Raw genomic sequence first — 14822 nt, 5'->3', positions numbered from 1 at the left:
TTGCCCTTTTTTTGTAGTATAATCAACGGCAGATTATTATGCGGATTGGATTCGCAGAAAATATTGAGGAAAAACCAGGAGGAATACCATGTTAGATTTAAAGTTTGTAAGAGAAAATCCTGAAATTGTAAAACAGAACATCAAAAATAAATTTCAGGACAGCAAGCTTGTGCTGGTAGATGAAGTCATCGAACTGGACGAGCAAAACCGCGCAGCAAAGCAGGAAGGAGATGCTTTAAGAGCGGAACGCAACAAACTTTCCAAACAGATCGGTGCCTTGATGGGACAGGGTAAGAAAGAAGAAGCAGAAGAGCTGAAGCGGCAGGTAACCGATGCTTCTGACCATCTGGCTGAACTGGAGCAGAAGGAAAGCGAACTGGATGAAAAGATTAAAAAGATCATGATGACCATTCCAAACATTATAGATCCCAGTGTTCCAATTGGTAAGGATGACAGCGAGAACGTAGAGGTGCAGCGTTACGGTGAGCCTGTAGTGCCGGAGTTTGATATCCCATACCATGCAGAAATAATGGAAAGCTTTGACGGAATCGATCTTGACAGTGCAAGAAAGGTTGCAGGCAATGGTTTCTATTATCTGATGGGTGATATTGCAAGACTTCACTCCTCTGTTATTTCCTATGCAAGAGATTTTATGATTGACCGTGGATTTACTTACTGCATCCCTCCTTTTATGATCCGCAGTGAAGTAGTGACCGGAGTTATGAGTTTTGCTGAAATGGATGCCATGATGTATAAAATAGAAGGAGAGGATCTTTATTTAATCGGTACCAGTGAGCACTCCATGATTGGAAAATTCATTGATACCATCCTTCCTGAATCAAAGCTTCCTCAGACGCTTACCAGCTATTCTCCATGCTTTAGAAAAGAAAAGGGAGCCCATGGACTGGAAGAGCGCGGTGTTTACCGTATTCATCAGTTTGAGAAGCAGGAGATGATTGTTGTCTGCAAACCGGAAGAGAGCATGGACTGGTATGAAAAACTGTGGCAGAACACCGTTGATTTATTCAGAACTCTGGATATTCCGGTAAGAACCTTAGAGTGCTGTTCCGGCGATCTTGCAGATTTAAAGGTAAAATCTGTGGACGTAGAAGCATGGTCTCCAAGACAGAAAAAATATTTTGAAGTTGGAAGCTGTTCCAATTTAGGTGATGCACAGGCAAGAAGATTAAAGATCCGTGTATCTGGTGAAGATGGTCAGAAATATTTTGCCCACACACTGAATAATACGGTTGTGGCTCCACCAAGAATGCTTATTGCTTTCCTGGAGAACAATTTACAGGCAGATGGAACTGTGAAGATTCCTGATGCATTACAGCCATATATGGGCGGTATGAAAGCACTTGTGCCAAAGAAGTAATAATGTTTAAGTCCGGCTTTTTATAAGGTCGGACTCTTTTTGAAAAGGAGAGAACCTTCATGATTACCTTCAATCACTTTAATTTTAATGTACTTGATCTGGAAAAAAGTCTGAAATTTTATAAAGAAGCACTTGGTCTTGTTCCGGTACGGGAAAAGACGGCAGCGGATGGGTCTTTCCGCCTGGTTTATTTAGGAGATGGAAAAACAGATTTTACGCTGGAACTGACTTATTTAACAGACCGCAGGGAACCCTATAATCTGGGCGAATGTGAATTTCATCTTGCCTTTCATACCGATGAATATGAAGCGTGCTATAAAAAACACAAAGAGATGGGTGTAATCTGCTTTGAGAATCCAGGAATGGGAATTTATTTTATCAGTGATCCGGACGGATACTGGCTGGAAATAGTTCCTGCTAAATAAGGAGAAATCAGGTGTTTATAACAGTAAACGGGATCCGGCTTCATTATGAAGTATCGGGCAGAGGACCGGCTGTGATTCTGGTCCATGGAAACGGGGAAGACCACAGGATCTTTAAAGAGACCGCAGATCTGCTGGTTAAGGATTATACAGTATATGCCCTGGATTCCAGAGGACATGGAAAAAGCTCCGGAAAAGAGAATATCAGTTATGATAAAATGGCAAAGGATGTGGCAGAGTTCATCCGGCTCTTAGAACTGGACCGTCCCATTTACTGTGGATTCAGCGACGGTGGAATCATCGGGCTTGTGGCGGCTGTAACGTATCCCCGGCTCTTCTCCAGAATGGTGATTTGCGGTGCCAACGCCTATCCGGAAGGGATGAAACGCAGGTGGCTGATTCTGTTTGGACTTCTTGGGTTTCTGTTTCGTGATCCCAAGGTTTTTATGATGTTAAACGAACCACAGCTCTCCGGTAAGGAACTGGAACAGATTTCCATTCCAACTCTCATACTGGCGGGTGAAAGAGATATGGTACTTCCATCTCATACAGAGTATCTGGCATCAAAGATTAAAACCAGTTTTTTAAGGATTCTGCCCGGGGAAACCCATGGAAGTTATGTAATCCATAGCAGGAAGCTTTATTTTTGTATGAAAAAATTTATCATGAACCGGTAGTAAGGGGAAACCTGATTTTTTTTGAAGGGTGTAAAGAAAAAATACTTGACACCTCAAAAAAAGTATTGTATGATATCACAGGTGATGATATGGAGAAGATAGCAAGACAGGGACTTTTGTATGATTTCTACGGAGCTCTGCTGACAGAGCATCAAAGAAACATCTATGAAGATGTGGTATTATACGATTTATCCCTCAGTGAGATTGCACAGGAACAGGGAATCAGCCGTCAGGGCGTTCATGATCTTGTAAAGCGATGTGATAAGATATTAGAGGGCTATGAAGAAAAGCTTCATCTGGTAGAAAAATTTGAAAAAACCAAGGGACTGGCAAGAGAAATCCGGAATTTGACGGCACAGTTTGCCGATACAAAGGATATGAGTCTGATCCATCGCATCGAAGAGATATCGGGCGAAATCATCGAGCTGGAAGCTCATTAGGAGGGCGTTAGATGGCTTTTGAGAGCTTATCCGATAAGTTACAGAATGTATTTAAGAATTTAAGAGGCAAAGGACGTTTGTCCGAAGCAGATGTAAAGACAGCCTTAAAAGAAGTTAAGATGGCTCTTTTGGAAGCAGATGTTAACTTTAAGGTGGTAAAACAGTTTATCAATGCTGTGCAGGAGAGAGCCATTGGACAGGATGTCCAGAACAGCCTTACTCCCGGCCAGATGGTAATAAAGATTGTTAATGAAGAACTTGTGAAACTCATGGGTTCTGAAACAACAGAAATAGAACTGAAGCCCGCAAGTGAGATTACAGTCATTTTGATGGCTGGTCTGCAGGGTGCAGGTAAGACCACCACCACAGCCAAGATTGCCGGTAAGTTAAAGGCAAAAGGAAGAAATCCCCTTTTGGTTGCCTGCGACATTTATCGTCCCGCAGCGATTAAGCAGCTGCAGATCAACGGTGAAAAACAGGGCGTTCCCGTATTTTCCATGGGAGAAAACCAGAAGCCGGCTGATATTGCCAAAGCTGCGATGGCTTATGCAGCAAAGAATGGCCAGAATGTTGTGATTCTTGATACAGCAGGCCGTCTTCATATTGATGAAGACATGATGAATGAGCTGATTGAAATAAAAGAAAGCGTTGAAGTTCATCAGACAATTCTGGTTGTTGATGCCATGACAGGACAGGATGCCGTGAATGTAGCCAGTATGTTCCATGATAAGATTGGAATTGACGGCGTCATCATAACAAAGTTAGATGGCGATACAAGAGGCGGTTCCGCATTATCCATCCGTGCTGTTACAGGTAAGCCGGTTCTTTATGTTGGTATGGGTGAAAAGCTTTCCGATTTGGAGCAGTTTTATCCGGACCGTATGGCTTCCCGAATTTTAGGCATGGGAGATATCCTTTCTCTGATTGAAAAGGCAGAAACCCAGGTAGATGAAGAAAAAGCCAGAGAACTTTCCCAAAAGCTTAAAAAAGCAGAATTTGATTACAATGACTTTTTGGAGCAGATGACCCAGGTGAAAAACATGGGCGGTATGGCAAGCATTATGAGTATGATGCCTGGCATGGGACAGATGAAGGATATGGATATTGATGAAAAGGCCATGGACCGGGTGGAAGCGATTATCCTTTCCATGACGAACAAAGAACGGACCAATCCCGACTTAATGAAGAACGCATCGAGAAAACAGCGGGTAGCAAAGGGTGCAGGGGTTGATATCAGTGAAGTGAACCGGATTGTAAAGCAGTTTGATCAGATGAAGAAGATGATGAAACAGCTGCCTGGAATGCTTGGCGGAGGAAAACGCCGCGGTGGCGCAGGACTCCTTGGAAAACTGAAATTACCGTTTTAATATTACTTTGATGTTAGCAAGGCAGATTCCTGCGTCGCTATATATAAGTTTCACAATTTAAGATTTAAGGAGGTGAATTAGAACATGGCAGTAAAAATGAGATTAAAAAGAATGGGTCAGAAAAAGGCTCCTTTCTATAGAATTGTAGTTGCAGATTCCAGATCTCCCAGAGATGGCAGATTCATCGAAGAAATTGGATACTATGATCCTACCACAGAACCAAGCGTAATCAAGTTTAACGAAGAGAACGCTAAAAAGTGGTTAGCAACAGGTGCTCAGCCAACAGAAGTTGTAAGCAAGCTTTTAAAGATCGCCGGTATCCAGTAGTGAGAGGTGAAGCATATGAAGGAATTAGTAGAAGTAATTGCAAGAGCACTGGTTGATAATCCAGATCATGTTGCTGTTACGGAGACTGTAAAAGACGATGAAATCGTCCTTGAACTTACGGTAGAACCTTCCGATATGGGTAAGGTAATTGGCAAACAGGGCAGAATAGCGAAAGCCATCCGCTCTGTTGTAAAAGCAGCAGCTTCCAAAGAAGATAAAAAAGTTACTGTTGAGATACAGTAGCTTTTAAAAGACCGCCGACCTGTCGGGAAGACGGTCTTCTTTTGCTTTCATAAACCTTTGGTTTATGAAAGCAGCGTCCAGAATTAAGCCGGATAGTAATATCCGGTTTCTTTTATATGATATGGAGAGACAAATGGATAATTTACTAAGAGTCGGAGTAATTTCTTCCACCCATGGGGTAAAGGGAGAAGTAAAGGTGTTTCCAACGACGGATGATTCCGCCCGTTTTAAACAGTTAAAGAAAGTGATTCTCGACACAGGCCGGGAACAGATGGATTTGGAAATTGAGGGAGTAAAATTCTTTAAAAATATGGTCATCCTGAAATTTAAGGGATATGATTCCATTGATGAAATTGAAAAATACAAGGGTAAAGATCTTTTAATCACAAGAGATCTGGCAGTAAAACTGGGCCCTGATGAAAACTTTATTTTTGACCTGATCGGCCTTTTGGTAGTAAAAGACGATGGGGAAGAGCTGGGTACATTGACCGATGTAATTAAGACAGGGGCCAATGATGTCTATGAGGTCAAGATGACGGATGGCAGAGAGGTGCTTCTGCCTGCAATTAAAGAATGCGTTCTGAATGTGGATCTGGAGAAAAAAGTTGTAACGGTTCATATGATGGACGGGCTTCTGGACTAAGGATAGGGGTAGAAATAAAGAATGAATTATCATATATTGACGCTTTTTCCTGATATGGTCTTAAACGGTCTGAATACCAGCATTATCGGCAGAGCTGTAGAAAAAGGTCTGTTATCTATAGAAGCAATTGACATCAGAGACTATTCCGCAGATAAGCACCACAGTGTGGATGATTATCCCTATGGAGGCGGCGCTGGAATGGTAATGCAGCCCATGCCCATATGCGAAGCTTACGACGATCTGTGTAATAAGATTGGCAAAAAGCCCCGTGTGATTTACATGACCCCCCAGGGAACTGTATTTAATCAGACCATCGCAGGGGAACTGGCCAGAGAAGAGGATCTGGTTTTTCTGTGCGGTCACTATGAGGGGATTGATGAGAGGGCATTGAATCTTGTTGCAACGGACTTTCTTTCCATCGGTGATTATGTGCTGACTGGCGGGGAACTTCCTGCCATGGTGATGATTGACTGCATCTCCCGTTTAATACCAGGCGTATTAAAGAATGAGACATCTGCCGAATTTGAATCCTTTCATGACAATCTGCTTGAGCATCCCCAGTATACCAGACCAGAGGAATACAGGGGATTAAAGGTTCCGGAGGTTTTGTTGTCCGGACACCATAAAAATATTGACATCTGGAGACGGGAGCAATCCATTAAGCGGACTCTGGAGAGAAGACCGGACCTTTTAAAAGAAGCGGTACTGTCAAAAAAAGAAGTGGAATATTTAAATAAGCTTTTGAAAGAACTGGAAAACGGGGAATAAATCAACGGTTCTAATGCGGAGAATGCTGCTATTATCAGCAACTCCGCATTTTTTATGGAAAAATCAGGTAATGATTACAGCACTTCACCATTTTTGCTTAATATAACAATATGTGTGACCGATAACTTAAAAGGAGGCTTTATCCAATAAATAAAGGAGTTTAGAAAATGCAGGAAGAACCAAATGTACCAGAAATAAATTACGGACAAGAGGAGCAATGGGAAACTGAAAATCGGTGCGGAGCATGTGGGCATGGGCTGATAGACCGTTCTGAAAATGCAGATTCCGTATTATGCAGTGCCTGCCGGGAACGATTCATCCGCTACCCGGTTCCAAAGCTTTTTATTGTTTTTTCAGCTGTTATTGTTGTTTTGTTGGGATTGGCTTTCATCCGATTTCCCAAAGTTATTAAATCCTATAAAATATATGTAAAAGCAGAAGCCAAGGCTGCCAATGGGGATATCGTTGAAGCGATCCAGGGCTTACATACTGTTGTGGAGCAATATCCAGATTCCGTTCCTGTTGCAGTCCGGTTGACCGATATAGCCATGGACGGTGGATTTTATGATGATGCGTCGTATGTAATTTCCAACAATTTATCCGGTAAAAAAATTGAGGCAGATACCGTTGCCAGATTGAACCGGTACATAGATAAATTAGACAGATTCTTCAATACTTATGATACTGTTCAGAATATGCAGTCTAAGCTGGAAGAGGCCAAGTCTAAGGAAGAAGTATTAGTAACAGGCTATAATTATTTAAATCAGCTTCTGAGTGATCCGGAACAGGATAAGGCGTTGGTTTATTATTACATGTCCATGTTTGCCGGGGATGCCGGCGAAGCCAGGAGCTGTCTTGAAAACTCCATTCAGGAAGATGATAACATGTTAGACGCAAAGGTTCAGTTAGCCACTCTGTCGCGGCGGCAGGGAGATTTACAATATGCTGAAAACCGCTATAACGAGGTGCTGCTTGCGGACAAAACCTACAGCTCAGCTTCCCGTGGACTTGCAATTATCAGACTTTTGGAAGGAAAGAAAGAAGAAGGTCTGGATCTGGCATCAAATGCATATGAGCAAAATCCGGAAGGGGATTATATGTGGGAAACTTATTTGATTGCGCTGAAAGAAAACGCAAAGAACACGGATGCAGACGCACTTGTTAAAGAGTATGTTTCTAAGGGAAATGAATTAGATGCAGATTTTAAGAGTTATCTGGATGGGAACTTATCTCTCCATGAGTATTATATAGACGAATAAGGAGGAGGTCTTGCTATGTTTTTTGTTCCAGGTATCGTTGTATCAGTTGTCACATTTCCAGGTGTGATCATTCATGAACTTGCACACCAGATTTTTTGCCGCCTGATGAGGGTTCCGGTATATGAGGTGAAATATTTTCAGTTTTCTAATCCTTGTGGATATGTGTTGCATGAAGCAACACAGGATCCTCTCAAAACATTTTTAATTTCTACAGGACCGTTTCTGATCAATACACTGATTGGTATGATCATTTTATCACCGGCTTCCATAGATTTAATTGTTTTTAAAGATTACTCAAATCCATTAAATCTAATATTAGGCTGGATCGGATTTTCCGCTCTTATGCATGCATTTCCCAGTACTGGTGACGCTAAGGTATTGGTAAATAATATACTGAAAAATAAAAATGTTAACGTGCTGATCAAACTGATTGTAGCACCTGTAATTGGACTGATCTATGTGGGAGCAATTGGCTCCGTTGTATGGTTAGATGCTATCTATGCTGCAGCCATTGCCATGATTATTCCCAACCTGTTTTTATTATTTTAAACAGCTGAAGCTGTAACCGCCTGGTATGTTTAATCTCATAAACTTAAGGGAATAATAATCAATAAAAAGGTTGCATTCGACAATCCTTTATGTTAAAATACAAAATGTTGTGATGAAAAGGCGATGGTCCTCTGTTACGGATTCCAGTATGAAGTATTAAGAACATCAAATAAAAATCAAGGAGGTTCACACAATGAACGAAATTATTAAGAATATTGAAGCAGCTCAGTTAAAGCAGACCGTACCGGTTTTCCACGTTGGTGATACTGTAAAAGTATACAACAAGATCAAAGAGGGAACCCGCGAAAGAATCCAGATTTTCGAAGGAACCGTTATCAAGAGACAGAACGGCGGAGCTAGAGAAACCTTTACTGTAAGAAAGAATTCTAACGGTATCGGCGTAGAGAAAACCTGGCCATTACATTCCCCTTCCGTAGACAACGTTGAAGTTGTAAGAAAGGGTAAAGTAAGAAGAGCAAAACTGAATTACTTAAGAGACAGAGTTGGTAAGGCTGCTAAGGTCAAAGAACTGGTTAAATAATTCCGGAACATTTGAGAGGGACAATGTAAATTGTCCCTTTCTTTAGTAGGTGGGGTATCATAATGGATTTTTATCATAGTGAAGATAATAACAAACTCCGCCATTTTGTCAACTGGATTGTTGACATCGTTGTAGTGATTGCATTTGCATTGTTTCTGGTCTATGCTTATGGAACTCAGATCGTTGTTGCGGGACATTCCATGCTCCCCCTTTTTGCGTCCGGTGATGTTGTTTTAATGGATCGCCTGTCCTATGATTTCGGGAAGCCGGACCGGTTTGATGTAGTTGTGTTTCAAAGAGAAGACCAGAAGATGAATGTAAAGCGTATCGTTGGACTGCCTGGAGAAACGGTGCAGATTAAAAACGATGAGATCTATATCAATGGCGAAAAGTTAGAAGAACCGGCAGGACTTGGCCGGATATCCCTGGCGGGACTGGCTGAAAAGCCAATGAAGCTGGGTGAAGAGGAATATTTTTTATTAGGAGATAACCGGGACAGCAGTGAAGACAGCCGTTTTTCCAATATCGGGAATGTAAGCGGCAGTCAGATCAAAGGGAAAATATGGTTACGTATGCTGCCCCTTGTAAAGTTGGAATTAATTCGTTCGAAATAGAGGAATGTTATGAATATACAATGGTATCCAGGTCATATGACCAAAGCCAAAAGGGCAATGAAAGAAGATATCAAATTAATTGATTTGATTATCGAACTGGTAGATGCAAGAGTGCCTTTAAGCAGCCGGAATCCGGATATTGATGATCTGGGTGAGGGAAAAGCCCGTCTGGTACTGCTGAATAAATCGGATCTTGCAGATGAACGGTGTAATAATGCATGGGCGTCTTACTTTGAAGAAAAAGGCTGCCATGTTGTAAAAGTGAATTCAAAAAGCGGTGCAGGCTTAAAATCAATCAATGGTGTTGTTTTGGAAGCCTGTAAGGAAAAGATTGAACGTGACCGGAGAAGGGGAATTTTAAACCGACCGGTACGTGCCATGGTAGTGGGAATCCCCAATGTGGGAAAATCCACATTTATTAACTCCTTTGCTGGCAAGGCTTGCGCAAAGACCGGCAATAAACCAGGTGTCACAAAGGGGAATCAATGGATCCGCCTGAACAAAAGCCTGGAACTTCTTGATACACCCGGAATCCTGTGGCCGAGATTTGAAGATCAGCAGGTGGGAATCCGTCTCGCTCTCATTGGTTCCATCAATGATGAGATCTTGAATAAAGAAGAACTTGCTATGGAACTGATCCGTTTTTTAAAGAACTCCTATCCTCAGGTATTGTCGGAGCGTTATGACCTGTCTGCAGAAGATCCCCTGGAGGGCCTGATGCAGATCGCCAAAGCCAGAGCTTGTCTTGCAAGAGGAGGAGAACTGGATTTAAACCGGGCCTCCAATTTGCTGATTGAGGATTTCAGAAGTGGTAAATTAGGACGTCTCACACTTGAGACTCCGCAGCAATCATAAGAATACATCAATGGGCCGGCTCATTTTTTTTAGAGCAGGTCCATGTTTTTAATGAACTTACTGGAGAGAATAAGATGAGAAAATTGACGGAAGAGAAACGGTTAGAAGAGCTGAAACGATTGGAAGTAATGAAGGAATTTGAACGGGAATATGAGGCTCATGTACTGGTATGTGGAATTGACGAAGCCGGAAGGGGACCTTTAGCCGGACCTGTGGTTGCAGGAGCGGTTATATTGCCCAGAGATTGTGAAATCCTTTTTTTAAACGATTCAAAAAAGCTGTCTGAAAAACGCAGGGAGGCTTTGTTTGAAGAAATACAGGAAAAAGCACTGGCAATCGGGATTGGTGTGGCAGGCCCGGATCGGATTGATGAGATTAATATTTTGCAGGCAACGTATGAAGCGATGAGAACAGCAGTATCCAGACTGGGAATGCTTCCAGAGGTTTTGTTAAATGATGCGGTGACCATTCCAGGTCTTAACATTCCCCAGATTCCCATTGTAAAAGGCGATGGAAAAAGCGTGTCAATCGCAGCTGCCAGTATTATGGCAAAAGTAACCAGAGATCATATGATGGAAGAGTATGATAAACTATTCCCCCAGTATGGTTTTGCGAAGCATAAGGGATATGGAACAGGAGCCCATATCGCGGCACTGAAGGAGTTTGGCCCCTGCCCCATACACAGACGGAGTTTTATTAAAAACTTCGTGTCTGGGGAGAAGAGTGAATAAGAGAGAGACCGGATCCAGGTTTGAAGAGATCGCTGCGGATTATTTACAGCATGCCGGCTATGAGATTCTGGAACGGAATTACCGGGATCGGTCAGGAGAAATCGACATAATAGCGAAAGATGGAAGCTATTATGTTTTTATAGAGGTGAAATACCGGGAAAATGCAAACATGGGAGACCCTGCCGAAGCGGTGGATGCCAGAAAGCAGCTGAAAATCAGAAACACAGCGAGACGGTATTTATACAGGAACCGGTTAGGGGAATCTGTCCCTTGCAGATTTGATGTAGTGGCCATCTTAGGTCAGGAAATCCGATTGATTTCGGATGCATTTTAAAGGGAGGTGCTGGAATGAGTGTTATATGGACACGTAAAAATATAGAACCGGGAATGAATTATATGGAGTCAGATCCGGTGCCTTATTTATCCTTTCCTATGCTGGAAAAGACAGGAATGGTGATCCAGGGATTTTCTACAAAGCTTGGGGGAGTCAGTCAGGGCAAATTTGCAACCCTAAATTTTACATTTACAAGGGGAGACAATCCAGATCACGTAATGGAGAATTACAGGAGAATGGCTGCTGTACTTGGGGTGGATGAAAATCGGATGGTTTTGTCTTATCAGACCCATACCACCAATGTCCGTCTTGTTACGGAGGCGGATGCTGGCAAGGGAATCGGTAAGGAAAGAGATTATAAAGACATAGACGGACTTATTACCAATGTCCCGGGCATTACTCTGGTCACTTTTTTTGCAGACTGTGTTCCGTTATATTTCCTTGATCCTGTACACAAAGCCATCGGGCTCAGTCATTCGGGCTGGAGAGGTACTGTAAGCCGTATGGGGGCAGTGACCATTGATAAAATGAAGGATGCTTATGGAACCAAAGCAGAAGATTTACTTGTCTGTATTGGACCCAGTATCTGCGGGGACTGTTATGAGGTGGGGGAAGAAGTTGCCCTGGAATTTAAAAAGGCATTTGCGAAAGACAACTGGAATCAGATTCTTCGAGAAAAAGACAATGGAAAGTTCATGCTGGATTTGTGGAAGGCCAATGAGATTTTGTTAAAAGAGGCCGGAGTGAAACCGGAAAACATACAGACAACCGATATCTGCACCCACTGCAATTCAGATTATCTGTTTTCCCACCGTACCTGTGGTAATGAAAGAGGCAATCTGGCTGCATTCCTGAGTTTAAAAGAATAGAGATATAAAAATCCGGAAGAACATTTGGATTCTTCCGGATTTCCATTCCATAAAACAACAGGCTTATGCTTTGTATTTTTTCAGCAGCTGCTGAATCTTATCCGTTGAGGATAATGCTGTACTAATAGATACATCGTGGTTTAAGGAATTTACAATTGCGGCGATATACTTGCTGATGTCGGCTTCTACATACCACTCTCTGTTAAACAGCTCATTGGGACGGTAATTTAAGTTTGTGGTAACAACTCTGTCGATGTATCCTTTGCTGTAAAAATCATCAAACTTTTCAAGACCATTGGTAAACAAACCGAAGGTGCAGCAAACAATAACCTTGTCTGCTTTACGCTCTTTTAATTCTCTGGCGGTATCTAACATGCTTTCTCCCGATGAAATCATATCATCTACGATCAGCACTGTTTTTCCCTCTACAGAAGCACCAAGGAATTCATGGGCTACGATGGGGTTGCGTCCGCCTACAATTTTGGAATAATCTCTTCGCTTGTAGAACATACCCATATCCACGCTTAAGTTGTTGGCAAGGTATACAGCACGGTCCATGGCACCTTCATCAGGGCTGATAACCATCATGTGTTCTTTGTCAATCTTTAAATCAGGGTATTGTCTTAATACTGCTTTAATAAACTGGTATGTCGGCATGAAATTGTCAAAGCCGTTTAATGGGATGGCGTTCTGCACTCTGGGATCATGGGCATCAAATGTAATAATATTGCTTACTCCCATATTCACCAGTTCTTCTAATGCCATTGCGCAGTCAAGGGATTCCCGTTTGGTTCTCTTGTGCTGGCGGCTTTCATATAGAAATGGCATAATTACGCTTACCCTGTGGGCTGTTGCACTACATGCACCGAGAATACGCTTTAAATCCTGAAAATGATCGTCAGGAGACATGTGGTTTGTATATCCGTTCACTGTATAGGATATGCTGTAATTAGTTACATCCACCATCGCGAAAACATCAGTACCCCGGACGGATTCCTTGACGATTCCTTTCGCTTCGCCGCTTCCAAAGCGAGGACACTCGCAGTTTAGAAGATATGAGTCGATATCGTAACCGCGGTAATGAAGATCTGCCTCACGGCGCTTTAATTCCTCGATATCGTTTCTGCGAAAACCGACAATATGGTCATTTACCTTCCTGGCCAGTTCCCCGCAGCTTTCCAGCGCTGCGATCTTTAGGGGAGCAACAGGTAGCTGGTCGTTAAATACATAATCATTTGCCATGACAAAGATTCCTCCATAATAAATGAACAGCCAGTCGTAAGACTGCCTGTTTTATAATCTTACATCTTTTTATACCATTGAATGACAGAATGCGTCAATAGTCTTTCCAGTATTTCAGTGAAAAAAACAAAAAACGCTTCCTTTACAAAGAGTGACAATCTTGTTATGATATAAAAGATAGCTGCAGAAAGGTAAATATAGAAATGAGCAAAAGAGGACATGTTATAAAAGCTGTAGACACCGGTTCTATTGCAGAAGAACTGGAACTGGAACCAGGAGATGAGGTTCTTTCCATCGACGGACATGAACTGGAAGACATCTTCGATTATGAGTATTACGTAAACAGTGAATCCATTCTTATGACCGTAAGGAAGAAAAACGGGGAAGAGTGGGAATTAGAAATAGAGAACCAGTATGAAGATTTAGGACTTACCTTCGAGAATGGCCTGATGAGTGAGTACCGTACCTGCAGGAATAACTGCATTTTCTGCTTTATTGACCAGATGCCTCCTGGAATGAGGGATACTCTTTATTTCAAAGACGACGATTCCAGGCTTTCATTCTTACAGGGAAACTATGTCACTTTAACCAACATGAGTGAACACGATATTGCGCGGATCATAGAGTTTAAGCTGGCACCGATTAATATATCGGTACACACCACAAACCCCGAGTTAAGGTGCAGGATGCTTCATAACCGATTTGCAGGAGAAGCCCTTTCAAAGATTGACCGGCTGTATGAGGCAGGGATATCCATGAATGGGCAGATTGTGCTCTGCAAAGGGGTGAATGACAAAGAAGAACTGGAACGAACTATTAGTGATTTATCAAAGTATCTGCCCTACATGGAAAGTGTCTCCATTGTGCCCGTAGGCGTATCCAGATTCAGAGATGGCCTGTTTCCATTAAGCCCCATTGAGAAAGAGGATGCCGTATCCGTTTTAGAGATCGTGGAACGATGGCAGAAAAAGCTTTTTAAAGAATATGGCAGCCATTTTATCCATGCCAGTGATGAGTTTTACATTTTGGCTGGGAGACCTATGCCGGAGGAAACAAGATACGACGGCTATATTCAGCTGGAAAACGGCGTGGGTATGCTGCGGCTTTTAGAAACTGAGGTGAAAGATGCCCTGAAAGATGAAGCGGCAGTTGATGCCACAGAGGAGCTTTCCATTGCCACAGGAACCCTTGCAGCCCCATTTATTGAACAGCATGCAAGAATGGTTAGTGATAAGTTCCCGGGACGGACCATTCATGTCTACCCAATCGTCAATCATTTCTTTGGCGAGCAGATTACCGTTGCAGGTTTAATCACAGGTCAGGATTTAATCGCCCAGCTGAAGGGAAAACCTCTTGGGAAGAGACTTCTCCTTCCTGAGTGTATGTTTCGCAGCGGAGAAGAGGTATTTCTTGATGATCTGACCCGTCAGGATGTACAAAATGCTTTACAAGTACAGGTAGATATTGTAAAATCAAGCGGTCAGGATTTCGTTAACGCTGTTTTAGGATACGTAGATAATAAAAAACCTTCTTATGACGGATATGAATTAAAGGAGATATAAT

Annotated in this window: 19 protein-coding genes; 18 read left to right on the top strand and 1 reads right to left on the bottom strand. The window is 42.4% G+C overall.

What is annotated here, in order from left to right; translation table 11 throughout:
- The first annotated feature begins 88 nt into the window (after positions 1 to 88).
- The 17 genes from serS (at position 89) to pgeF (ending at position 12017) form a co-directional block, all read left to right on the top strand.
- The gene (gene serS, locus ACOAOT_RS09520; protein ID WP_420216780.1) at positions 89 to 1378 is read left to right on the top strand and encodes a serine--tRNA ligase; all 1290 of its coding nucleotides are present in this window, start codon (positions 89 to 91) and stop codon (positions 1376 to 1378) included.
- Positions 1379 to 1437: 59 nt separating this feature from the next.
- On the top strand, positions 1438 to 1803 hold the full coding sequence (locus tag ACOAOT_RS09515; protein ID WP_420216779.1) for a VOC family protein: 366 nt from the start codon (positions 1438 to 1440) through the stop codon (positions 1801 to 1803).
- An 11-nt stretch (positions 1804 to 1814) separates the two neighbouring features.
- Positions 1815 to 2477, top strand: coding sequence for an alpha/beta fold hydrolase (locus ACOAOT_RS09510; protein WP_420216778.1), 663 nt, complete (start codon positions 1815 to 1817; stop codon positions 2475 to 2477).
- 89 nt (positions 2478 to 2566) lie between these two features.
- Positions 2567 to 2917, top strand: a complete 351-nt coding sequence (gene ylxM, locus ACOAOT_RS09505) for a YlxM family DNA-binding protein (protein ID WP_170820373.1) — start codon at positions 2567 to 2569, stop codon at positions 2915 to 2917.
- 11 nt (positions 2918 to 2928) lie between these two features.
- A complete protein-coding gene (ffh, locus tag ACOAOT_RS09500; RefSeq protein WP_420216777.1) occupies positions 2929 to 4284 on the top strand; it encodes a signal recognition particle protein in 1356 nt (451 codons plus the stop codon).
- Positions 4285 to 4368: 84 nt separating this feature from the next.
- Positions 4369 to 4611 (top strand): 30S ribosomal protein S16, encoded by a 243-nt coding sequence (gene rpsP, locus ACOAOT_RS09495; RefSeq protein ID WP_097004116.1) that lies wholly within the window; start codon positions 4369 to 4371, stop codon positions 4609 to 4611.
- 15 nt (positions 4612 to 4626) lie between these two features.
- The gene (locus ACOAOT_RS09490; protein ID WP_104437503.1) at positions 4627 to 4854 is read left to right on the top strand and encodes a KH domain-containing protein; all 228 of its coding nucleotides are present in this window, start codon (positions 4627 to 4629) and stop codon (positions 4852 to 4854) included.
- Positions 4855 to 4987: 133 nt separating this feature from the next.
- On the top strand, positions 4988 to 5497 hold the full coding sequence (rimM, locus tag ACOAOT_RS09485) for a ribosome maturation factor RimM (protein ID WP_420216776.1): 510 nt from the start codon (positions 4988 to 4990) through the stop codon (positions 5495 to 5497).
- 21 nt (positions 5498 to 5518) lie between these two features.
- A complete protein-coding gene (gene trmD / locus ACOAOT_RS09480; RefSeq protein ID WP_420216775.1) occupies positions 5519 to 6265 on the top strand; it encodes a tRNA (guanosine(37)-N1)-methyltransferase TrmD in 747 nt (248 codons plus the stop codon).
- 167 nt (positions 6266 to 6432) lie between these two features.
- Positions 6433 to 7524, top strand: a complete 1092-nt coding sequence (locus ACOAOT_RS09475; protein ID WP_420216774.1) for a tetratricopeptide repeat protein — start codon at positions 6433 to 6435, stop codon at positions 7522 to 7524.
- 15 nt (positions 7525 to 7539) lie between these two features.
- Positions 7540 to 8073, top strand: a complete 534-nt coding sequence (locus ACOAOT_RS09470) for a DUF3267 domain-containing protein (protein ID WP_420216773.1) — start codon at positions 7540 to 7542, stop codon at positions 8071 to 8073.
- Between the two features lie 193 nt (positions 8074 to 8266).
- Positions 8267 to 8614, top strand: coding sequence for a 50S ribosomal protein L19 (gene rplS, locus ACOAOT_RS09465; protein ID WP_097004120.1), 348 nt, complete (start codon positions 8267 to 8269; stop codon positions 8612 to 8614).
- 62 nt (positions 8615 to 8676) lie between these two features.
- Positions 8677 to 9228 (top strand): signal peptidase I, encoded by a 552-nt coding sequence (gene lepB / locus ACOAOT_RS09460; protein ID WP_420216772.1) that lies wholly within the window; start codon positions 8677 to 8679, stop codon positions 9226 to 9228.
- 9 nt (positions 9229 to 9237) lie between these two features.
- Positions 9238 to 10083: a ribosome biogenesis GTPase YlqF gene (gene ylqF / locus ACOAOT_RS09455; RefSeq protein ID WP_420216771.1), complete on the top strand. Its 846-nt coding sequence runs from the start codon at positions 9238 to 9240 to the stop codon at positions 10081 to 10083.
- A 74-nt stretch (positions 10084 to 10157) separates the two neighbouring features.
- Entirely contained in the window at positions 10158 to 10814 is a 657-nt protein-coding gene (gene rnhB, locus ACOAOT_RS09450) for a ribonuclease HII (RefSeq protein ID WP_420216770.1), read from the top strand.
- A complete protein-coding gene (locus tag ACOAOT_RS09445) occupies positions 10807 to 11148 on the top strand; it encodes a YraN family protein (protein ID WP_420216769.1) in 342 nt (113 codons plus the stop codon). The genes rnhB and ACOAOT_RS09445 overlap by 8 nt, the downstream gene beginning before the upstream one ends.
- A 14-nt stretch (positions 11149 to 11162) precedes the next feature.
- Entirely contained in the window at positions 11163 to 12017 is an 855-nt protein-coding gene (gene pgeF / locus ACOAOT_RS09440; protein WP_420216768.1) for a peptidoglycan editing factor PgeF, read from the top strand.
- Positions 12018 to 12080: 63 nt separating this feature from the next.
- On the opposite strand, the gene ACOAOT_RS09435 is transcribed toward pgeF, so the two are convergent.
- Complete coding sequence (locus ACOAOT_RS09435) at positions 12081 to 13259, bottom strand: ribose-phosphate pyrophosphokinase (protein WP_420216767.1); 1179 nt, start codon at positions 13257 to 13259, stop codon at positions 12081 to 12083.
- Positions 13260 to 13462: 203 nt separating this feature from the next.
- Between ACOAOT_RS09435 and ACOAOT_RS09430 the strand changes: the two genes are divergently transcribed.
- Complete coding sequence (locus ACOAOT_RS09430; protein WP_420216766.1) at positions 13463 to 14821, top strand: DUF512 domain-containing protein; 1359 nt, start codon at positions 13463 to 13465, stop codon at positions 14819 to 14821.
- Position 14822 lies beyond the last annotated feature (1 nt).

Origin of the sequence: Lacrimispora struthionigena (assembly GCF_048627165.1) — a bacterium.
Classification (GTDB): Bacteria; Bacillota; Clostridia; order Lachnospirales; family Lachnospiraceae; genus Lacrimispora.
The sequence above is the reverse complement of the archived record's forward strand: the minus strand, read 5'-3'. Positions and strand labels throughout refer to the sequence as shown.